Genomic DNA, 21,391 nt, shown 5'->3' with positions numbered 1-21,391 from the left:
TTACATTAAACATATTACTTATCTCGTAGGGTCTTTTCCACAAAATCAAAAAAACTAATAAAATATTTTAAGGAAAAAAAATGACAAATGAAATGAATACATTTGAAAAACACGAATCAGAAATTAGAGCTTATTGTAGAGCAGTACCAACTGTTTTTAAATCGTCATCAAACGCAGTAATGATAGATGAAAATAATAAAGAATTTATAGACTTTTTTGCAGGTGCAGGTGTTTTAAATTTTGGACATAATAATCCAAAAATGAAAGAAGCAGTAGTTGACTTCATCCAAAGAGATGGAGTTGTTCACTCACTAGATATGTTTACAGATGTAAAAAGAGACTTTATAAATACATTTGTAAAAACTGTATTAGAACCACGAGGTTGGGCGGATAGAAAAGTTCAATTTACAGGACCAACTGGAACAAATGCAGTTGAAGCAGCACTTAAATTAGCTAGAAAAGTTACTGGAAGAACAGAAATTGTTGCTTTTAATAGAGGTTTCCATGGTATGACTTTAGGTGCTTTAGCTTGTACAGCAAATAATGCCTTTAGAAGTAGTTCAGGAGTACCTTTAAATAATGTTATTAGAGATACTTTTAATGATATGGAAGCTTTAGAAAACTTAAGACAAAAAATGTTTGATTTAGGTTCGGGGATGTTACCTCCTGCTGGTTTTATTGTTGAGCCAGTTCAAGCAGAAGGTGGAGTAAGAGTGGCTACAAAAGAGTGGTTACAAGGTGTACAAAAACTAGCAAAAGATACTGGAGCATTATTTATACTTGATAGTATTCAATGTGGTGTAGGAAGATGTGGAAGCTACTTTAGTTTTGATGATTTAGATGTTGATCCAGATATTATTATCTTAGCAAAAGGTTTAGGTGGTTTTGGAACTCCTATTGGAATGCTAGTTAATAAACCAGAGATTGATAAAGCTTGGAACCCGGGACAACATACAGGAACATTTAGAGGACAAGGTATCTCTTTTGTAGCAGGTAAAGTTGGTTTAGATTATTTCAAAGATGAAACTTTTAATAATGAAACAAAAAGAAAAGGTAACATCATAAGAGAGACTATAGATGCCTTAAACTCTAAATATGATGCTGTAAAAGGTGTAAGACAAAAAGGAATGATGCTAGCAATTGATTTCGAAAGTGCAGCAATGACAAAAGAAATCACTACAAAATGTTTTGAAAATGGTTTGATTATTGGTGCTTGTAGTACAGGTGAAATTATCAAATTTATTCCTCCATTAACAATTGAAGAAGATACTTTAAAAGAAGGTCTAAACAGATTTGTAAAATCTGTTGAAGCAATCTTAGGCTAAGGGGTTATTATGGGATATAGTTCAACACATTTTAAATCAATAAATCCATACACTGAAGAAACAGTGTATGAGATTCCTATGAATACAGCTGAAGAAGTAAGAGAAATAATTGAAAAGTCACAAGAGACATATTTAAACTCTTGGAGAGACACTTCTTTTGAACAAAGAGCTGAGCTTTTAAGAGCTGTTGCAAAAGAGATGAAAGATAATCTTGATGAATATGCTCTCCCTATGACTGAAGAGATGGGTAAACCTATCAATGAAGCAAGAGGTGAAGTAACAAAAGCAGCTTGGGCAGCAGAACACTACGCTCAAAATGCTGGAGAATATTTAAAAACAGAATATATTGATTCTGATGCAACAGAAAGCTTTGTGCAATATTTACCTTTAGGTGTAACTTTAGGATTACTTCCTTGGAATGCACCATTTTGGTTAGCTTTTAGATACTTAGCACCTGCACTTATGTCGGGAAACACTTGTATTATGAAACATGATTCTCATACTCCACTATGTGCAGTTAAAATTGTACAAGCTTTTGAAAAAGCAGGTATGCCTAAAAATCTAGTTCAAAATGTAGTTATTAACCACTCACAAATAGAATCAATCATTAGACATCCACTAGTTACTGGTGTATCACTTACAGGTTCATCAAAAGCTGGTTCAGCTGTTGGTGCAATCGCTGGAAGTGAAATCAAACCAGTAGTATTAGAACTTGGGGGAAGTGATGCAGCTATTGTATTAGCTGATACAAAAGATTTAGAACATGCAGCAGATGTAATTGTTCTTTCAAGATATATCAATGCTGGTCAATCTTGTATTGCTGCAAAAAGAATCATTGTAGAAGAACCTATTTATGATAAATTCATCTCTTTATTAAAAGAGAGATTTGAAAAATTAACTTTAGGTGACCCAAAAGATGAATCAACAAAAATTGGTCCAATAGCAAGACGTGAATTAGTTGAAGAAATGCACCAACAAGTTGATAGATCAGTAAGTGCAGGAGCAAGACTAGTTTTAGGTGGAAATAGAATGGAAGGAAAAGGATTCTTTTTTCCAGTAACCCTTTTAGCAGATGTAGAACCAGGAATGGTTGTATCTTGCCAAGAAACATTTGGTCCAATTGCAGCAGTAATCAAAGCAAAAGATGCAAACCATGCATTAGAAATTGCTAATGACACTGAATACGGATTAGGTGGTTCAGTTTGGACAGGAGATATAGAAAAAGGTAAACTAATAGCAAGTAAAATTGTTACTGGCCAAGTTTCAATTAATGGAATTGTAAAATCAGATCCTAGACTTCCAAGTGGTGGAGTTAAGAAATCAGGTTTAGGAAGAGAATTAGGTCCTCATGGTATTAAAATGTTTGTGAATACTCAACAAGTTTGGGTAGGTCCTGTTAAATAGGAAACTAAAATGAGAGAAAAATTACCTTTTACAAAAAAGGAGTATATCCAAAGAATTAGAAGAGTTAAATCATTGATGCAACAAAGAAGAATCGATGTTTTAATTGCAACTGATCCGGGAAATATGAATTGGCTTACAGGATATGATGGTTGGTCTTTCTATGTTCATCAAGGGGTTATTATTTCCCTTGATGAGGATGAGCCTATTTGGTTTGGAAGACTTATGGATAGAAATGCTGCATTGATAAAATGTTATATGAAAGAAGATAATCTTTATGGCTATCCAGAAAAATATGTACAAAACTTAGATGAACATCCAATGACATGGATTGGAGAAAATATTCTTAATAAAAAGAAATGGGATAAATGTGTAATAGCAACAGAGAGAGATAGTTATTATTATACTGCGGAAGCTCATTTTAGATTGACAGCAACTTTACCAAATGCAAACTTTATAAATGCAAATAACTTAGTCAATTGGGCAAGAGGTATTAAATCTGCAAAAGAGATTGAATTTATGAAAATAGCTGGAAAAATCACTCAAAAAATACATCAAAGAGTTTTAGATGTAGTAAGAGTTGGTATTCCAAAAAGTCATGTTGTATCACAAATCTATGAAACTGCAATTGCAGGTGTTGATGGATATGGTGGTGATTATCCTTCAATTGTACCATTGTTACCTTCAGGTGCGGATGCATCTGCATCTCATATTACTTGGGATGAAAGACCTTTTAAAAAGAATGAGGCAACTTATTTTGAGATATCAGGTTGTTATAAAAGATATCATTGTCCTATGTCAAGAACTATTTTTATGGGCAAACCCAATCAAAAATATTATGATGCTGAAAAAGCACTAATAGAAGCTATTGATGCAGGATTAGAGCAAGCAAAACCTGGAAATAGAACTTGTGACATTGCAAATGCAGTTGATACAGTAATGCACAAATATGGTATTGATAGAAATGGTGCAAGATGTGGTTATCCTATAGGAGTTAGTTATCCTCCTGATTGGGGTGAGAGAACTTGCAGTTTAAGGTCAACGGACTTAACAGTACTAGAACCTGGTATGACTTTTCACTTTATGCCAGGTATTTGGCAAGCTGATTGGGGAATGGAAATAACTGAAAGTATTTATATCACAGATACAGGAGTGGAAACTTTTTGTGATTTCCCAAGAGAGTTATTCATTAAATAGAGTATAAAGGAGGATTTAAATAAAAAACCTTTTAAAAAGACACAAGGAAATGGTGTTTAGAACAAATAATAAAAAATAAAGGAAAATTTATGAAATTAATTAACTTAAAATCTCTGGTTCTTGCAGGTATGATAGCTGCAACAAGTCTTAGTGCAGCAACATGGAAGTATGCAATGGGTGAGGGGTTAGATGATCCTCAAGGTATTTATGCAGTAGCATTTAAAAACTATATAGAGAGTCATTCTGACAATAAAATCAAAATCTATCCTGTTGGTTCATTAGGTGAAGAGACAGACCTTTTAGAGCAAACTAAATTTGGTTTGTTGCAATTTTTAGGTCAATCAACTGGTTATATGGGTGGAACAATCCCAGAAATGGATCTATTTACACTACCTTATGTTTTACCAACTGATACAAAAGAGTTAGATTATTTTTTCAAAAACTCAAAAGCTATTAACAAAATGTTACCTCCAATATTTAATAAACATGGATTAGAATTATTAGCAGTTTTTCCTGAAGGTGAAATGGCAATTACTACAAATGAAGTATTTAGAACACCTGAAGATTTACAAGGTAAAAAAATGAGAGTAATGCCAGGTTCTCCAATTTTAGTTGATACATATGAAGCATTTGGAGCTTCTCCTGTTCCTATGAGTTGGGGAGATTTAATTGGTGCTTTAAAAACAAATATGGTTGATGGAGAAGAAAATCCAACTGTTTGGATTGAAGCATATGATTTAGATAAATTATCAAAAGTTTTAACTTATATGGGACATAGTAGTTTTAATGCTTGTGCTGTTACAAACAAAAAATTCTATGATAAATTAAGTGCCAAAGATAAAAAACTTGTACAAGATGCTTCTGCTCATGCTGAAAAAGTGATTTTAAAAGAAGCACAAAAACTTGATGCTTATGGTTTAGGAAGAATAGTAAGAACTAATCCTGATTATAAAATTGTTACACTAACAAAAGAAGAAAGAGAAGTATTTAAAAAAAGAGCAAAACCAGTTCAAGAAAAATTTGCTGAAAAAAGTGATTCAAATAAAAAACTTTTAGCTCAAATGAGAAAAGACCTTGAAGAAGCAGAAAAAAATGCGAAATAAAACTTTTAAGTTTTAATAAAAAAATAGATAGCACTTAAGCTATCTATTCAGGAGTTAAATATGGAGAATTCAGAAAAAGTATCCAAAAAAAAGATTAACCCTCTTTTAAAAGGTCTTGACTTTATGGATAAAATAATTGGCAAATTTGAAAAACTAATGTTAGGACTTGGGATTATAGCAATGGCTATAAATACTATTGCTGCAGTTGTTAGTAGATTTATTTTCAATGATGCAATTATATTCACAGATGAATTAAATATGATTTTTATAGTTATTGTAACTTTTGCTGGATTGAGTTATGCAGCAAGACAAGGTAGACACATAAGAATGTCAGCTATTTATGACTTATTAAATTCTAATTTAAGAAAAATATTTATGATTATTATTTCAACTATAACTGGTCTATTTATGTTTTTTTTATCATATTATGCGATTTTGTATATCGTAAGCATATACAATAGTGGCAGAATATTACCTGCACTAGGAATTGATGTTTATATTATCTATTTATGGGTTCCTATTGGTTTCATAATCACAGGCTTGCAATATTTTTCAACAGTACTTAAAAATATTAGAAATGAAGATGTATACCTTTCTACAAATATAAAAGATGGTTATACAGATGCTGCAAATCAAATAGAAGTTTAGGAGTAAGAAATGGCAATTTTAATTTTTTCTATAATGGTTGTATTATTACTTCTAGGCTTTCCAATGATGATACCTTTAATTGCAGGCTCAACTGTTGGATTTCATGAAGTATTTGGTGATTTTGATAGAATGCAATTTATGATTCAGCAAATGATGGGTGGGATTAGACCAGCTGCTCTTATAGCAGTTCCTATGTTTATTTTATCAGCAGATATTATGACAAGAGGAAAATCAGCTGAAAAACTAATCGATTTAGTAATGTCTTTTGTGGGACATATAAAGGGTGGTTTGGCAGTTAGTACAGCTTGTGCTTGTGCTATGTTTGGTGCTGTTTCAGGCTCAACTCAAGCTACTGTTGTAGCAATTGGTTCTCCACTTAGACCAAGACTACAAAAAGGTGGATATAAAGATTCATTTATCCTTGCTTTAATAATCAACTCAAGTGATATTGCTTTTTTAATTCCCCCTAGTATTGGGATGATTATTTATGGAATTGTTTCAAAAACTTCAATTCCTGAACTTTTTATTGCTGGTATTGGACCGGGACTTTTAATTTTATTTCTTTTCTCAGTATATTGTATTGGTTATGCATATAAAAATGATATACCAACTCAAGAAAAATCTTCATGGAAAGATAGACTATTGGCCTTTTACCATGCTCTATGGCCTTTAGGATTTCCAGTAATCATTATTGGTGGTATTTTTGGTGGTATTTTTAGTCCAACTGAAGCTGCGGCTGTTAGTGTTGCTTATGCTTTATTTTTAGAAGGAGTTGTTTTTAGAACTATGAAATTTAAAGAATTTTATAGTTCAGCTGTTGCAACTGGTTTAGTTACAGCTGTTGTATTTATATTAGTAGCTTCTGGTGCAGCATTTGCTTGGATTTTATCTTTTGCTCAAGTTCCACAAGAAATATTAGCCTCAATTGGTATTAAAGAAATGGGACCATATGGAGTATTAGCAGTAATTTCTATTGCATTTTTTGTGGGATGTATGTTTGTTGACCCTATTGTTGTAATCTTAGTTCTTGTTCCAATTTTTTCACCAGTTGTTGAAGCTGTTGGATTAGATCCTGTTTTAGTTGGTACTATTATTACACTACAAGTTGCAATTGGATCTGCTACCCCACCATTTGGTTGTGATATTTTTACAGCAATTGCCATATTTAAAAGACCATATTTTGAAGTAATAAAAGGAACACCTCCTTTTATATTTATACTTTTATCAGTAGCTGTTGCACTAATTTTCTTTCCACAAATTGCCCTATATTTTAGGGACTTAGCTTTTAGATAAAGGAACAAATATGTTTAAAAAAGTATTAGTAGGATTAGATGGTTCAGAGTTAGCTTATAATGCACTTGAAAAAGCTTGCGAAATTTGCAAAAATTTTAATAGTGAACTAAATATTGTTTCTGTATTTAGACATCATAGTTTCATTGAAGGTTCTTTGTCTATGGTAAGAGGTGCAGTTGAGTATGAAACTATGGATGATGTTTTAGGACAATATGCAAAAGAAATTGTAGAAGATGGTAAAAAAATAGCTCATAATTTAGGACTAAAAGAAGAAAAAATAAAAGGATTTATTCGTTCAGGACAAGTTGCAAAACAAATCTTGCATTTTGCAAAAACAAATGATATTGACTTAATTGTAGTAGGAAAACAAGGACAAGGTGATTTGACTGGTTATTTACTAGGTGGAACTTCTCATAAAATCTCTGGTTTAGCTAAATGTCCGGTATTGGTTGTTTAAATGAAAATAAAAAACATAAAATTTATAAGTATATACTCTTTTAACAGAGTATATTTTAATGTGATAGAACACTCCAGTTAATTTTATACCTAAAAATATAAAAAAATTAATTGGAGTAATTATGAAAAATAATACAATGAAAGCTATGGTCTTAGTTGGTCATGGTGGAATAGATAAGTTAGTATATAAAAATGTTGAGATTCCTACACTTAAAAAAGGTGAGGTTCTTATAAAAGTAACAGCAACAGCTAAAAACAATACAGATAGAAAAGCCAGAGAAGGTTTATATCCAGTTGATGATAATAATAAAGAAGAAGTAACTTCTTTTAATATGACTGGTGATAATACTTTCACTTTTCCTCGAATTCAAGGAGCTGATATTGTTGGAACAGTTGAAAAAGTTGCAGATGATAAAAATAAAAGTTTAATAGGTCAAAGGGGACTTGTTGATTTTAATATCTATTTATCTCAAAATCCCAATTTAAATTTAATCCCTGATTATTATGGACATGGAAAAGATGGTGGATATGCAGAATATGTAGCCATTCCTAGTGAAAACTTCTATGCCATGCAAAATAAAGATATTGATGATGCCCAACTAGCTTCATTAGGTATGTGTTCATATCAAACTGGATTTAGAATGTTAAATGCCTCAAGAGTAAAGAAAGGTGATAAAGTCTTAATCAGTGGAGCAAGTGGAGGAGTTGGAACTGCACTAATCCAAATGTGCAAAGTCTTAAAAGCTATTCCTTATGCCCTTAGTTCTAAGGATAAAGAAGAGGAACTTTTAGCTCTTGGTGCTAAAAAAGTGATTGATAGAGGTGAAATATCAACTTTAAAACAAAGAATTTTAGAAGCAACAGAGGGTGAGAATATTGATGCTGTTATGGATTTAGTTGGTGGAGAGTATACAAATATTTTTATTAATACTATGATTGTAGATATGAAAAAAAGAGATGACTATCCAAGACTAAGTATAGCAGGAGCTAGTTCATATAACATCACTGAAGTATTATGGTCTAAGATTTATCTTTATCAAGTGGAGATTCATGGGGTATCACATGGTACAAAAAATGAAGCAAAACAATTAATGAAATGGATAAAAGAGGAAAAACTAAAACCCATATTACACGCAACCTTTAAACTTTCAAATCTTCATGAAGCAGAAAAATATTTTGTTTCAAGGGGAAAAGGATATTTAGGGAAAATAGTAATCGTACCTGATTCTCAATGGGAAGAACATGGTGCAAAATACTCTTTAAAGACAGAAAATGAATAAGCCACACACAATAGGACTAATAGACACCCATGCAGGTGGTGATGTGAGTAGAATAGTATTTACAGGTATAAAAGAATTAGAGGGTAATAGTGTAAGAGAACAGATGCTTTATTTGCAGGAACATGCTGATGATTTGAGAGAAACACTACTTTATGAACCTTATGGTATCCCTGAGATGTCTATTGATTTGGTAGTTCCCTCTAAGAATAAAGAAGCAGTTGCTGGATATATTATCATGGAAGTTATGGGTTATCCTATATATTCAGGTTCAAATACCATGTGTACTGCAACAGCTGTTATTGAAAATGGATTAGTTGAGAAAAAAGATGGTATCTTAAACTTTAAACTTGAAGCACCAGCTGGACTTGTAGATATTGAAGCTAAAGTAGAAAACGGTGTAGTTGAATCTATAACTTGTGAGGGACTTCCAAGTTATATTTACCAATATAAAGAAAAAATTGTAATCCAAGAGTTAGGTGAGATTACCTATTCTGTAGCTTATAGTGGAGGTTTCTATATCCTTGTAGAAGCTAGTGAGTTAGGATTTAATCTTACACTTGATGAAGAAAAAAGATTAAGTGATACAGCTTATTTAATAGTTGAAGCAGTTAGAAAAAAAGAGTCACTAAGACACTATTTATTAGGTGATGTTGGACCAGTTCCTTTTCTACATTTTATGGGAGAAGTTGAGAAAAAAGAAGATGGTTTTTATACCTCAAGGTCAACCACTTATGTTCACTCAGGAGTTATTTGTAGAAGTACAACAGGAACAGGTACCTCTGCTAGATTAGCATATTTGCAATACGAGGACAAGATTAAACCAGGTGAAAGATTAGAAACTGTAAGTTTAAGAGGTACAAAATTTATTGGTACTTTTGATGCAGTTGAAAATATCGATGGACAGAATGTAGTAAGAAATAGAACAACAGGCAAAAGTTATATAATAGCAAAATCAGAGATTTTAGTTAATTGTGATGATTGTCTAACAAAATATAATGAATTAGCAAAAGTGATTCAGTATTTAGAATAAAAAGGAGTCGGTATGTATAATAATTTTGATGAAGTAGTAGAGTTTGCTACAAATTTTAGACATAATTTACATAAAAATCCCGAATTGACTTGGGAAGAGACAGATACCGCAAAAGCAATAAGAGAGATATTAGATAATCATAATATTACATATAAAACTTATGCAGGAACTGGAACTGTTGGCTTACTTGCCCAAGATAAACAGGGACCTCATATAGCATTAAGGGGAGATATTGATGCTCTTCCATTAGAAGAGAAAACTGATGTTTCATATAAATCAGTTAAAACTCAATGTATGCATGCTTGCGGACATGATGGTCATACAGCAACTCTAATGGCAGCTGCTATTTGGTTAAAACAAAATGAAGATAAACTAACAAACCCAATATCTCTTATATTTCAACCTGCTGAAGAGGGAGGTCATGGAGCTAAGAAGATGATTGAAGAGGGATGTTTAGATGGAGTTGATATGATTTTTGGTTGGCATAATTGGCCAGCTATTAAATTTGGTCAAGCTGTTTGTCCTGAGAGTACAGTAATGGCTGGAAATGGAACTTTTCATATTACACTTAAAGGTTCGGGAGGACACTCCTCTCAACCTGAAATTTGTAAAGACCCAGTTCTTGCAGCTTCTGCATTAACTATGGCACTACAACAAATTGTAAGTAGACAAGTGGCACCACAAGATGCTGTTGTAGTATCTGTTACATCAATAGATGCAATTAGTGGAGTAACAGTGATTCCTGATAATGCAAAAGTTGAAGGAAGTATTAGGGTTCCTACAAATGAACTAAAAACAAAAGTATTTAATCAAATAGAAGAGATATCAAAAGGGATTGCACTAGCATATAATGTAGATGTGGATATTGATTTAAGAGATAGATATCAACCAACAATCAATCATAAAGAGGAAGCTTCAAGGGTGAGAGAAGTATTAAAAGACACCTTAGGTGAAAACTGGCAAAGCAATATTGCAACTCCAATTATGGCAAGTGAAGACTTTAGTTATTACTTAAACAAAATCCCAGGAGCCTTTGCTCTTATAGGAAGTGATGATGGAGTTGAAAAACATCAAAAAGCTTGCCACAATGTACACTATGATTTCAATGATAAGCTAATAAAACCTGTTAGCATATCACTTATGAAATTAGCCAATTTTAAATTTTAAAAGGGAAACTTCATGTTTTCCTTTATGGTGCCTTTGCTAGGCGTATTAGCAATAGTTTTAAATGCCATTGGTATGGCAATAAAAGATTTAATAAAAACAAAAATTTTATTAGGAACTTCAGTTGTTTTTATAATACCTGATTTATATCAAAGTGGTGGGATACATGGAGTTTATCAATCAGTTATAATAGCCCTTATGTATTATGTTGGAGCATTTGAGTATAGAAAACTTGAAAGAGCAATTTTATATTCTATTCCATTTTTTTCTATATTTTTACTTTTAGGTTTAAAAGAGTATGAAGGTCTATTTTTAGTATTAGCATCTATTACAACACCTTTGGCTACTATTTCAAAAGATTCGTTTAAGATGAAGCTTTTACTTTTGGTATCTACTTTTTCTTGGGGAATTTATGCTTTTCTTATGGAAGCTTGGTTTGCTTTTACATTTGATTTATTAGGTGCCTTTGCCTTAATATACTTTTTTGGACAATATAGAAGAGAAAAAAAAGCTAGACAATTACTTGATAATGTTTATGAGGAATGTGTAAAAGTAAAAGATGAAATTTTACCTTAAAATAAAAAAGAATTCTTTTTTATTTTAAGATATGCTCTTCAACTACCCAGTTTGCAAAAGGAATTGAAGAGGTAAATGCAGGACTAACTGCATTTAATACATGAACTGAGTTTTCATCTGATTCCACTACAAAATCCTGTACAAGTTCAAGGGTGTGTTTATTTAAAAGTTGTGCTCGTATACCTGGTGTACTCCAAGAGTCAAAACCATCATGATTCATATTTTTAGTTAGTTTCATAGCTAGGTTTTTAAAATACTTGAAATTGTACTTTTTTATCTCACTAAAAGCTAAACTTCTAAATGAAAAAGCATCTGTAATAAAAAGCTTTAACTCATAATATGAAATTTCTAAAAACTCTTTTAAAGAGAAGTTATCAAAACCTTTGTAGTTTTCTCTCCAAAAAGCAGGAATTGCTGTTGGTCCTATTTTACTCTCATTATCTACTGTTAAAGTATAATGAACTCCTAAAAAAGGATTTGCTAAGTTTGGTACGGGATAAACATTTGTTCTAAGTTGAGAAATATTTGTTTTATCTTTTAAATATACTCCTTTAAAAGGAATGATTACATAATCCTTTGAAAAGCCATAATTTCTTGCAATTTTATCAGCATATAAACCGGCACAATTTATCACTTTTTTAGCGTAAAATTCACCCTTACTTGTAAGAATTGCATCTTTACTTGAAGAGATATATTTACAATCTAAAAGTAACTCAACTCCTAGCTCTTGTATAACTTTTGCAAACTCTTTTGTCACTTCTTTTGGATTTACAGTTGCTGTACTTGGACAAAGAAGTGCTTTTTCATAAGTTTTTATATTAGGATAAAGGGTATTTAGTTCTTCTTCTCTTAGCCATTGAAGTTCAACTCCATTTGCATCACCTCTATTTTTTAACTCTAATAAACCACTTAGTTCATCTTCATTTGTAGCTACTACTACTTTTTTACATTCATTTAATTTTAGATTTCTTTGTTTACAAAACTTCTTAAGGGCCATATTCCCTTCTTTTGTAAACTTAGCCTTAAGCGAGTTTGCAGTGTAATAAAAACCAGCATGTAAAACGCCTGAGTTTCTACCACTACTGTGCATTGCAACTTCAGGCTCTTTTTCTATAACTAAGATTTTACTATCAGGAAATCTCTCTTTTAGATTTTTTGCAATATTAAGCCCAATAATTCCAGCACCAATTATTAAATAATCATGCATCTTAGTATCCCAACTCTTCATTTATAAGAATAATTGTGATTCTATCTTTTTCATCTGCTTTTACCCAAGTAAATTTATTGGCAATTGTATTTAAATTTTGACTTGGTTCTTTTCCCATCTCTATTGCTTTTTTGTTCATTCTATCTATGTTTTTAACAGCAGCTACTTCCATAACTCTTTTAAAACCATCTTCTAAATTTTCAACGATTTTATTTACTCCAACTATTGCTAATATCTTTTTTGGACCAAAACAAAAAGCAGCTACTCGATTTCCACTTCCATCAGCATTTACTATTTTCCCATCTTTTGTTAAAGCATTTATTCCTGTAACAAAGATATCTGAAACTAATCCTTGTCTTCTTCTATGTGTATTTTCTTCCATAGAAATACCAAGTTCATATTGATTGTATAAAGTTATATCTTTTTTATTTGTCAAATAATCAAGTAATCCTATTTCGCCAACAGTAACAGAACCTCCAAGACCCACTTCCATGCCCTCTTTTATAAAAGTTTTAGCTAAATTAAAAGCTTCTTCTTTTGTCTGAACAAAGTGTGGATCATAACCACAAGATTTTAAAGTATTAATCAATTCCTGCATATTTGTTTCCCTCTTTAAACAACTTTTTATGTAATATCATAGAAACAACAAAGATAATAAATCCTACGATATGTGTAGTTTGTACTATACCAAAAAATGACTCAAAATGATAAGCTTCATCTTCTGTTAATAATAAAATTGTAGCAACCCCAAACACAACTCTTTCTAAAATCATCATCTTTTTATCCCAAAAACCTTCCATAACAATAGAAAAAGATAAAATTCCAAAGAAAGCGAAAATAAATACTTCAAATCTCTCAAACCAATCCCCACTTACAAGTGGAGTAAAAGCAAACAATAAAGGAATAATATACATACCCTTACCTATTTTCCAAGACACAAGTCCAGTTTGCATTGGAGGAGTTTTTGCTATAGCTGCTGCTGCAAAAGCTGCTAAACAAACGGGTGGAGTAAGATTTGAATCTTGTGATAACCAAAAGATAATCAAGTGAGCTGATAATAAATACATAGCTGTTTCAGGTATTTGAATACCCGCATTTACAAGTGCTGCCATTTCTGGACTTAACATAAGACCAACAAGAGCAGGAGCACTTAAAACAGATAATACAACATAAGATGCAGTTACAGGTAATCCCATTCCTAAAATAAGTGAAGCAATAGCTATTAAAACAATGGCTATAAGTAAAGAGTTACCTGACCATTCCATAATAAGTTGAGAAAAAGTAATTCCAACACCTGAGATATTTATAACTCCAACTATAACACCAACTGCAATTAATAAGACTCCAGTTACTACCATATTTTGACTACCTAAGGCTAAAGCTTCTAAAATTTCTTTGATTCCCATTCTTTTGTTTTTTGTTAAATATGAGGCTAAAACAATAGTAATTATTGCAATTGAAGCTGCATAAGTAGGAGAATAACCATAAATTAAAAGCCCAACTAATGTAGTAATAGGAATAATAAAATGAAATCCTTCTCTTAATAAGGGAAGAATTTTGATATCATTATCTTCACCTTTTATGTCATTTTCTTTTGCATGTATATGAATATAAAACGAAATAGAAGCAAAATATAAAATTGCTGGTAACACAGAAACAGAGATAATAGTTAAAAAAGGTATATGAGTAATTTGAGCCATAATAAAAGCCCCTGCTCCCATAATAGGAGGCATTATTTGTCCACCCGTACTAGCTGCTGCTTCAACTGCTGCTGCAAAAGTTCCTTTGAAACCTGCTTTTTTCATCATAGGAATTGTAATCGAACCTGTTGATACAGTATTTGCAACTGCACTTCCAGATATAGTTCCCATAAGCGCAGAAGAAAATACTGCAACATGACCAGTTCCACCTGTATATTTCCCTGCAACTGCATTTGAAATATCTACTATAAAATCCCCTGCTCCTGATTTCAATAAAAAAGCAGCAAATAAAATAAACATAAATACATAAGTAGAAGAGATTGTTGCAATTGGTCCAAATAACCCTTCACTTGTATAATACATTCTATATAAAAATCTATCTAATTCCATTCCTCCAAAAGCAAAAACACCATGGAAATACTGACCTAAAAAAAGTATATAACTAATGCATAATATTATAAGTGCTGGAATAATATAACCTGTATATCTTCTCACTAACTCTATTGCTAAAGCTATTGTCATACAGACAACTATTACATCACTTAGTCTCATTTGTGAGTGAGCAACTGAATACAGACTCTCTTCAAAGAAAACCATATAAATAAATGTACACAAAGACAATATTGCAAGAATGATATTTAAAATACTTACTTTATCATCTCCTTTACTAGATTCATAAGTTAAAAATCCAAGAGAACCTAAAAGTGCAAAGTGAGCTGAGTTAAACCATAAGTCACTTATTCCTCCCCAAATATTCACATAAAAGTGAAAGAGTGAAATAAATATTGCATAAATAAATGTTATTTCTTTAAAGTATTTTATTTGTATCATGATTATTGTCCTTAGATTTATAAGCTACATAAATGATTTCAAATCACTTATGTAAGATATAAAATAAAGAGAGTTTAACTCTCTTTATTTTTAGTTATCGATTAAAGAATCTGGTATTTTAATACCTTGTTCTTTATAGTATTTTGCAGCACCTTTATGAAGAGGCATTGGTAATCCATCTATTGCTTTTTGTAGAGACATAGCAAGTGTTGCTTTATGTACACTATTTAAAAATGGTAGATTTTCATAAATTGTTTTTGTTAATAAATAAACAACTTCTTCTGGTGTATCTTTTGTAACAACTAATAAGTTTGGTTGAGCTATTGTATTTATATCTTTTGTTTGTCCAGGATAAGTTCCAGCTTTTATAGTAAATGGTGTCCAAACAGGATAATCAGCATCAATTTTTTCCACATCTTCTTTTGTGAAATTTAAAACTTTTATATTATCATTTCCAATTGAAGCAAAAGCATTTGTAACAGCTGATGTTGGAGGACCTGATGGAGTTGTCATACCTTGTACTTTTCCATCTTGAAGAGCAGTAGAACTTGGGCTATAACCTAAGTACTGTAAATCTAATTTATTGTAATCAATTCCAAGTGATTCTAAGATAGTTTCTGAAGAAACTCTAGAACCTGAACTTCTTCCACCGATTGAAAATCTTTCCCCATAAAGATTTTTTATATCTTTTATATTTCCAGTTTTTGCATATTTACTTTTGATAGTAAATTGCTCAACATTTTGCCATAACATTGTTATTGATCTTAGGTTTTTTTGAGCATTGCCTTTATATTGACCTTTTCCTTGCCAAGCCATAGAACCATAAAGTCCTTGTAAAATAGCAAAGTTTACTTCGCCTTTTCCTAGCATGTCAACATTTTCATTACTTCCTGCACTTGTAATTGCAGAGAATGTAACTTTATGGTCTTTTGCTAATTTGATTGAAGCAATTGTTGCAATACCTACACCAACTGGATAATAAGTTCCCCCTGTACTTGCTGTTGCAATTACATACTTACTCTCTGCTGCATTTGCACCTGTTAACATTGCTGCAGTTATTACTGAAGTTGCTAACAATTTTTTTAAAATTGAATTTTTAAACATGTTATTCTCCTTTGTTTTTATACAAAAAAAGTATAACATATTTTGAAACCAAATTGTTTCAAAATTGTTTTAAATTTTATAATTGTATTAGTAATGCCTTTAAATAGGACTTTATAAAAATAAGGTAAAGTATTATTTTGAAACAAAATGAGAAAATATGTCAGAACTTTGTGTCTTATTTCTTGTTGGCAGGGTATATGCCTCTCAGTTTTAAAAATAGTTTTTAATGCTTTTTGTTAAATTTTGATTATATTAAAAAAATAAGCTTTAATCTTTTTAGATAATAATAACTCCAGGGAACAAATCCCTAGAATCATTTAATTCATATCTGGTTTTGGAGTTTTTTCAGTAATTACTGGAAGTTGTGGATATGAAATATCTGGTTTAACACCTGTTAAAGCATTTAAAAAAGTTACAATCTTATCAGTATCTTTATCAGAGATTTTCATATCAAGTTGAATATCACCCATTAATTTTACTGCTTGTTTTAAAGACCATACATTTCCATTATGGAAATATGGAGCAGTTTCTTCAATATTTCTTAGTGTTGGAGTTTTAACCATGCCATCTTTTGTACCAGTAAATCCACCTACATTAAGATTATATTTTTTAGCATCAAATGGCATCATAGTTCCACCAAGACCAATATCATTGTGACAAGAAGCACATCCTTTGTCAATAAATATAGTCATGCCTTCTTTTTCACTTGGAGTTAAAGCATTCATATTTCCATTTAAAAATGCATCATATCTTGAAGGAGTAATTAATTTTCTTTCAAATACTGCAATAGTGTCAGTAATTAGTGAAAAATCAATTTTTACATTATCTCCATAAGCTTTTTTGAACTCTTGTACATATGCAGGCATAGAAAGAACTCTTTTTTCAACTAAACCTTTTGGCGCAGCCATTTCTGGACCTGCTTGAATAGGTCCTTGTGCTTGAGCTTCTAAGTGAGGATCTCTTCCGTCCCAAAATTGTGCTTTATTTAATACTGAGTTATAAACAGTTGGTGAATTTAAGTGTGCTGGATTTGGAGTCCATTTATGACCTACTGCTGCACCTACACCATCAACTCCACCCATTCCTAAGTTATGACATGTATTACATGAAATAATTCCACTTTTTGAAAGTCTTGGATCAAAATAAAGTTTTTTACCAAGCTCAATTTTTGCATCTGTAATTGGATTTTTTGGGTTATCCACAAGTTTTAATATTTCTAATTGACTAGTTGGGATTGCTTTAAGACCAGCATCGCCAGCTTTTTTTAAAAGTTCTGAATCTGACATTGCAAAAGCACTTACTCCTGCAAATAAAACTGTTACTAAAACCATAGCTTTTTTCATTTTCTCTCCTTAAAATGTTTTATTAAGAAGTATAAGAAAAAAAAATGTGGAAATTATGAGAAAATAAAATTTTTCTAAAAATTAAAATTTACTTTTTAAATATAATAATAAATGAAGCCCCAGCTTTAATATTTTGAACTTCTAATCTAGCATCACTCTTTTCAACAATAATCTTTGACATATAAAGCCCAATACCTAATCCTTTATCTTTTGTAGTAAAATATGGTTCAAATATCTTTTCAAGTAGCTCATTTTTTATGCCACCAGCATTGTCGCTTATTTCAATTTTTATGGTGTCTTTTTTTGTATAAGTTTTTATTATTAGTTTTGCATTTATTAGTTCTTTTTTTATAAATTCATCTTTTGCATTATTAAGAATATTAAAAAGCACTTGTAAAAATTCACCTCTATAAGCTTTTATAGAGATAGCATCATCTAAATTATACTCAATATTTATATTATGAGATTTAAAACTATCTTTTAAAAGATTTGTCACCTCTTTTATAGAAACACTTAAATTAAAAAATTCTTTTTGATTTGTATTTTTGAAAAAGTCTCTAAAATCATCAATTGTATCTGAGAGATATTTTATTTGAGAGTTTGCTAGTTTTGATTTTTTTTCAAAGTACTCCGGTGTTAACTTATCTTTTTCATATGCAGTTTTTATATTCATTAATATATATGAAATATGGGTTAGTGGTTGTCTCCATTGGTGCGCAATATTACCTATCATTTCTCCCATTGATGCAAGTTTACTTTGATATGTAAGATTTTGTAATTGTTTTTGTGATAGTTGTAGTTTTCTATAAAATAGTGTAAAAAGTATTAAGAATATTGTTACTAGTACATATAATATATTTAAACTTATATAGACACTATGTTGTGCTTTTTCTCTTTGTTGAAACAGCAAGTTCTTAGTTTCTTTTAGGAGCTTATCTATACTATGATTTATAGCAATATCTTGATATTTTAATTGAAAGTTAATGCTTTTTTGGAGTGCTTTAACCTTATTTAAAAAATTTATTAAAAAACTATTATCTAATTCTAGATCATAATGCTTAACAACATCAATATTGTAAAAACTATTTTGCTCAATTTTTTCTAATATATCGATTCTTATATTATTGAGTTTATTTTTTGTCTGAATATCAAAGTTTAAAAGCTCATTATGTGATCTATCTAAAATAATAGAAATTGTTTGTTTATTTGTTGCTCTTCTTGCTTTGAATCTTTCTAACCAGATGATTTTTTTATTAAATTTAGTATATAAATCATCTAATGCTTTTATATATGAATTTTGAAATTTAGTTAGTATTGCATCATTTTTTAATTTTTCAATAGATTCTAAACTTCTATCTATATCTTTATTTAAGACATCAAAATTATTAACAGCACTATTACCTAAAATATAACTATTAAGTTTATTGTTTAGAGCTATAATTGTATTTATTTGATCATTGTGTTCAAAAAAGAGTTGCGTATATTTTTTATGTACAACAATTGTATAAATCATTAGGAAAAAAAGTATAAGTAAAGTTATCAAAACTATATAGATATTGTTTTTTATTAAATATTCTTTCATTCTATTATTGTTACTTTGCCACTTAAAGATTTTAAAAACTCTTCAATTAAAAAAGTTTCTTCTTTTGTTAGGTCTAAGCCCAATTGAGCTTTTGCAATTGAACTTATAGCTTCATTTAAAGTTTTTATCCGACCATTGTGTAAATATGGATATGTTAGAGCTACATTTCTTAATGTTGGTACTTTAAAATAGAATTTATCAAAATCGTTTTTTGTTATATTATAAAGACCTAAGTCTGGATTATATCCATTCTTAAAGGAATTATTATCTGTATTTTCATTTATCAAGTTTTTTGCAATGGCTTCATTTGTTAAACCAAATTGGGCATAAAGACCACCGCCTATATTTATACCATTATGGCAAGAAACACACCCTTTTTTATTAAAAAGTTCAAATCCTTTTTTCTGATTTTCAGTAATAGCATTTTTATTGCCTCTTAGATAATCATCAAATGTACTTGGAGTTATAAGTGTTTTTTGAAACTCTTCTAAGGCATCACCAATATTTTCTTTAGTAATTCCATTTGAATAAAGAGCATTAAATGTATTGTTATAATAAGATTTTTTTTTCAATGTTTTAATAAGGTTTTCAAAACTATTTCCCATTTCTAATGGATTGGTTATAGGAAATTGTACTTGATGGGTTAATGTTTTTGTTCTTCCATCCCACATTTGTCTAAAGTTGAATATTGAATTTAACACAGTAGGAGTATTGATGATTCCTTTTTGCCCTTTTATTCCATAAGAAAATTGAAGGTTATCTACTCCAGCTAGGTCAAGGTTATGGCAGCTTGCACAGGATATTGTATTATCCCTTGATAAAATTGGGTCAAAATAGAGTTTTTTACCAAGAAGTGCTTTTTCTCTATCATATTTAACTGTTTTAGGCAGTGGTTGTATAGGATCATTTGAATAAAGAGTTGAAAAAAACATTAATAACATCAATAAATATCTATACATTTTTTAGCCTATTAAATTAATTTGGTATCCAATACCAGATATATTTTTTATACTCTGTTTAGAAATTTTTTTTCTAAGTTCTCGCACAATAGCACGTAAAGCATCTTCAGTCATATATCCATCCCAAACGTAGCTACTAAACTCATCATATTTTACTGCACGTTTAGAGTTTTTTATTAATAGTTCTAAAAAATGTAATTCTTTCTTTGTAAGTGATATTTGTTCTTTATTTAAAAAAAGTGTTTGGTTTAATATGTCAAATTTATATCCACCACAAATATTAAATATAGAAGACTTTTGGATAATATCATCTGTACAGCTTTCAAGTACAGGTAATAAAGCATCTTCCATTATAGGTTTTACAAGATATTTTATAAGTCCAAGTTCTATTGCTTCAAGTAAATATGAAGTTTCTAAAAATGCAGTAGCAATGATAATTTTAGTATTTTTATCACTTTTTCGTATCTCTTTTATCATCTCAATACCATTTAATTTTGGCATTTTTATATCTGTTATAATAATATCAGGCTTTAGCTCTTTATACTTCTCTAATCCATCTAATCCGTCACTTGCTTCGTATACATTATCACAGTAAAAACTAAGATACTCAACAGCATCTTCTCTAATAAATTGTTCGTCATCTATATATAATATTTTTATGTTTTTTAAATTCTTCATATAAATGCCCTTTTGAATAAAAGTAAAATACAGTTCTATAATAATGGAATAAAGATTCTAAATCTTATTATATCTTATAGAATACAGAAAATGCTTATTCAATTATATATTTTTGATTTATTATAAGACTACTGTTAGATAATTAATTTTTAATATTATGAACTGTCGACAGAAGATAGGAAACAAAAAATAATAGATAAATTGATATAAATTTATCTATAAAGTACCTTTTTTAGGGAACTTAAGTTTTCTATATTAAATAAAGTAAATGTATTTTTGAAACAAAGTAAGAAATGCGAAGCTGCCACCGTAAAAACAACATTAGAAAAAAGTGAAGTTTCAACCTTTGAGATGTAATTCAATTTACAATTAATTGGTATCTTGTCCCCCAATGCCGTTAAGTTAAGAAAAAACACCCTTAGAACCTCTAATAATTTTTATCTAAAATATCACTAAATAAACACCTACTAAATTACAAAAATAACTCCATACAACCCCTTTATAAAGGGGTTGT

Annotated in this window: 19 protein-coding genes; 11 read left to right on the top strand and 8 right to left on the bottom strand. The window is 30.3% G+C overall.

Going from position 1 to position 21,391, the window contains the following annotated elements; all coding sequences use genetic code 11:
- Positions 1–80: 80 nt before the first annotated feature.
- From CRU95_RS03275 to CRU95_RS03225, 11 genes are all read left to right on the top strand, one after another.
- Positions 81–1,325, top strand: coding sequence for an aspartate aminotransferase family protein (locus CRU95_RS03275; protein ID WP_129099723.1), 1,245 nt, complete (start codon positions 81–83; stop codon positions 1,323–1,325).
- Positions 1,326–1,334: 9 nt separating this feature from the next.
- Positions 1,335–2,729 (top strand): NAD-dependent succinate-semialdehyde dehydrogenase, encoded by a 1,395-nt coding sequence (locus CRU95_RS03270; RefSeq protein ID WP_129099722.1) that lies wholly within the window; start codon positions 1,335–1,337, stop codon positions 2,727–2,729.
- 9 nt (positions 2,730–2,738) lie between these two features.
- Positions 2,739–3,923: a M24 family metallopeptidase gene (locus tag CRU95_RS03265; RefSeq protein WP_129099721.1), complete on the top strand. Its 1,185-nt coding sequence runs from the start codon at positions 2,739–2,741 to the stop codon at positions 3,921–3,923.
- Positions 3,924–4,012: 89 nt separating this feature from the next.
- The gene (gene dctP, locus CRU95_RS03260; RefSeq protein ID WP_129099720.1) at positions 4,013–5,026 is read left to right on the top strand and encodes a TRAP transporter substrate-binding protein DctP; all 1,014 of its coding nucleotides are present in this window, start codon (positions 4,013–4,015) and stop codon (positions 5,024–5,026) included.
- Between the two features lie 60 nt (positions 5,027–5,086).
- On the top strand, positions 5,087–5,674 hold the full coding sequence (locus tag CRU95_RS03255; protein ID WP_129099719.1) for a TRAP transporter small permease: 588 nt from the start codon (positions 5,087–5,089) through the stop codon (positions 5,672–5,674).
- A gap of 9 nt (positions 5,675–5,683) precedes the next feature.
- Positions 5,684–6,967 carry a TRAP transporter large permease gene (locus tag CRU95_RS03250; protein WP_129099718.1) on the top strand — a complete coding sequence of 428 codons (1,284 nt, stop codon included), beginning with the start codon at positions 5,684–5,686 and terminating at the stop codon, positions 6,965–6,967.
- 10 nt (positions 6,968–6,977) lie between these two features.
- Complete coding sequence (locus CRU95_RS03245) at positions 6,978–7,424, top strand: universal stress protein (protein WP_129099717.1); 447 nt, start codon at positions 6,978–6,980, stop codon at positions 7,422–7,424.
- Between the two features lie 121 nt (positions 7,425–7,545).
- Positions 7,546–8,703: an alcohol dehydrogenase catalytic domain-containing protein gene (locus CRU95_RS03240; RefSeq protein WP_129099716.1), complete on the top strand. Its 1,158-nt coding sequence runs from the start codon at positions 7,546–7,548 to the stop codon at positions 8,701–8,703.
- On the top strand, positions 8,696–9,733 hold the full coding sequence (locus CRU95_RS03235) for a proline racemase family protein (RefSeq protein WP_129099715.1): 1,038 nt from the start codon (positions 8,696–8,698) through the stop codon (positions 9,731–9,733). The genes CRU95_RS03240 and CRU95_RS03235 overlap by 8 nt, the downstream gene beginning before the upstream one ends.
- Before the next feature lie 12 nt (positions 9,734–9,745).
- The gene (gene doeB2 / locus CRU95_RS03230; protein ID WP_129099714.1) at positions 9,746–10,900 is read left to right on the top strand and encodes a N(2)-acetyl-L-2,4-diaminobutanoate deacetylase DoeB2; all 1,155 of its coding nucleotides are present in this window, start codon (positions 9,746–9,748) and stop codon (positions 10,898–10,900) included.
- Between the two features lie 12 nt (positions 10,901–10,912).
- Positions 10,913–11,473 carry a YgjV family protein gene (locus CRU95_RS03225; protein ID WP_129099713.1) on the top strand — a complete coding sequence of 187 codons (561 nt, stop codon included), beginning with the start codon at positions 10,913–10,915 and terminating at the stop codon, positions 11,471–11,473.
- 19 nt (positions 11,474–11,492) lie between these two features.
- On the opposite strand, the gene lhgO is transcribed toward CRU95_RS03225, so the two are convergent.
- From lhgO to CRU95_RS03185, 8 genes are all read right to left on the bottom strand, one after another.
- Positions 11,493–12,680 (bottom strand): L-2-hydroxyglutarate oxidase, encoded by a 1,188-nt coding sequence (lhgO, locus tag CRU95_RS03220; protein WP_129099712.1) that lies wholly within the window; start codon positions 12,678–12,680, stop codon positions 11,493–11,495.
- 1 nt (position 12,681) lies between these two features.
- Positions 12,682–13,278 carry a lactate utilization protein gene (locus tag CRU95_RS03215; protein ID WP_129099711.1) on the bottom strand — a complete coding sequence of 199 codons (597 nt, stop codon included), beginning with the start codon at positions 13,276–13,278 and terminating at the stop codon, positions 12,682–12,684.
- The gene (locus tag CRU95_RS03210) at positions 13,262–15,211 is read right to left on the bottom strand and encodes a TRAP transporter fused permease subunit (protein WP_129099710.1); all 1,950 of its coding nucleotides are present in this window, start codon (positions 15,209–15,211) and stop codon (positions 13,262–13,264) included. Before CRU95_RS03210 ends, CRU95_RS03215 begins: the two co-directional genes overlap by 17 nt.
- A gap of 90 nt (positions 15,212–15,301) precedes the next feature.
- Positions 15,302–16,315 (bottom strand): TAXI family TRAP transporter solute-binding subunit, encoded by a 1,014-nt coding sequence (locus CRU95_RS03205; RefSeq protein WP_129099709.1) that lies wholly within the window; start codon positions 16,313–16,315, stop codon positions 15,302–15,304.
- A gap of 317 nt (positions 16,316–16,632) precedes the next feature.
- Entirely contained in the window at positions 16,633–17,658 is a 1,026-nt protein-coding gene (locus tag CRU95_RS03200; protein ID WP_129099708.1) for a cytochrome-c peroxidase, read from the bottom strand.
- Positions 17,659–17,746: 88 nt separating this feature from the next.
- On the bottom strand, positions 17,747–19,171 hold the full coding sequence (locus CRU95_RS03195) for an ATP-binding protein (RefSeq protein WP_164969714.1): 1,425 nt from the start codon (positions 19,169–19,171) through the stop codon (positions 17,747–17,749).
- A gap of 65 nt (positions 19,172–19,236) precedes the next feature.
- Complete coding sequence (locus tag CRU95_RS03190) at positions 19,237–20,199, bottom strand: cytochrome-c peroxidase (RefSeq protein WP_129099706.1); 963 nt, start codon at positions 20,197–20,199, stop codon at positions 19,237–19,239.
- A 3-nt stretch (positions 20,200–20,202) separates the two neighbouring features.
- Positions 20,203–20,877 carry a response regulator transcription factor gene (locus CRU95_RS03185; protein WP_129099705.1) on the bottom strand — a complete coding sequence of 225 codons (675 nt, stop codon included), beginning with the start codon at positions 20,875–20,877 and terminating at the stop codon, positions 20,203–20,205.
- Between the last annotated feature and the right edge of the window lie 514 nt (positions 20,878–21,391).

Origin of the sequence: Arcobacter sp. F2176 (assembly GCF_004116465.1) — a bacterium.
In the GTDB taxonomy this organism is placed as follows: domain Bacteria; phylum Campylobacterota; class Campylobacteria; order Campylobacterales; family Arcobacteraceae; genus Arcobacter; species Arcobacter siniprincipis.
This window is presented reverse-complemented; position numbering and strand designations above follow the sequence as displayed.

Excerpts from the sequence above, each read along its gene's own strand:
- CRU95_RS03275 (WP_129099723.1), top strand. The coding sequence starts at position 81 with ATGACAAATGAAATGAATACATTTGAAAAACACGAATCAGAAATTAGA.
- CRU95_RS03270 (WP_129099722.1), top strand. The coding sequence starts at position 1,335 with ATGGGATATAGTTCAACACATTTTAAATCAATAAATCCATACACTGAA.
- CRU95_RS03265 (WP_129099721.1), top strand. The coding sequence starts at position 2,739 with ATGAGAGAAAAATTACCTTTTACAAAAAAGGAGTATATCCAAAGAATT.
- dctP (WP_129099720.1), top strand. The coding sequence starts at position 4,013 with ATGAAATTAATTAACTTAAAATCTCTGGTTCTTGCAGGTATGATAGCT.
- CRU95_RS03255 (WP_129099719.1), top strand. The coding sequence starts at position 5,087 with ATGGAGAATTCAGAAAAAGTATCCAAAAAAAAGATTAACCCTCTTTTA.
- CRU95_RS03250 (WP_129099718.1), top strand. The coding sequence starts at position 5,684 with ATGGCAATTTTAATTTTTTCTATAATGGTTGTATTATTACTTCTAGGC.
- CRU95_RS03245 (WP_129099717.1), top strand. The coding sequence starts at position 6,978 with ATGTTTAAAAAAGTATTAGTAGGATTAGATGGTTCAGAGTTAGCTTAT.
- CRU95_RS03240 (WP_129099716.1), top strand. The coding sequence starts at position 7,546 with ATGAAAAATAATACAATGAAAGCTATGGTCTTAGTTGGTCATGGTGGA.
- CRU95_RS03235 (WP_129099715.1), top strand. The coding sequence starts at position 8,696 with ATGAATAAGCCACACACAATAGGACTAATAGACACCCATGCAGGTGGT.
- doeB2 (WP_129099714.1), top strand. The coding sequence starts at position 9,746 with ATGTATAATAATTTTGATGAAGTAGTAGAGTTTGCTACAAATTTTAGA.
- CRU95_RS03225 (WP_129099713.1), top strand. The coding sequence starts at position 10,913 with ATGTTTTCCTTTATGGTGCCTTTGCTAGGCGTATTAGCAATAGTTTTA.
- lhgO (WP_129099712.1), bottom strand. The coding sequence starts at position 12,680 with ATGCATGATTATTTAATAATTGGTGCTGGAATTATTGGGCTTAATATT.
- CRU95_RS03215 (WP_129099711.1), bottom strand. The coding sequence starts at position 13,278 with ATGCAGGAATTGATTAATACTTTAAAATCTTGTGGTTATGATCCACAC.
- CRU95_RS03210 (WP_129099710.1), bottom strand. The coding sequence starts at position 15,211 with ATGATACAAATAAAATACTTTAAAGAAATAACATTTATTTATGCAATA.
- CRU95_RS03205 (WP_129099709.1), bottom strand. The coding sequence starts at position 16,315 with ATGTTTAAAAATTCAATTTTAAAAAAATTGTTAGCAACTTCAGTAATA.
- CRU95_RS03200 (WP_129099708.1), bottom strand. The coding sequence starts at position 17,658 with ATGAAAAAAGCTATGGTTTTAGTAACAGTTTTATTTGCAGGAGTAAGT.
- CRU95_RS03195 (WP_164969714.1), bottom strand. The coding sequence starts at position 19,171 with ATGATTTATACAATTGTTGTACATAAAAAATATACGCAACTCTTTTTT.
- CRU95_RS03190 (WP_129099706.1), bottom strand. The coding sequence starts at position 20,199 with ATGTATAGATATTTATTGATGTTATTAATGTTTTTTTCAACTCTTTAT.
- CRU95_RS03185 (WP_129099705.1), bottom strand. The coding sequence starts at position 20,877 with ATGAAGAATTTAAAAAACATAAAAATATTATATATAGATGACGAACAA.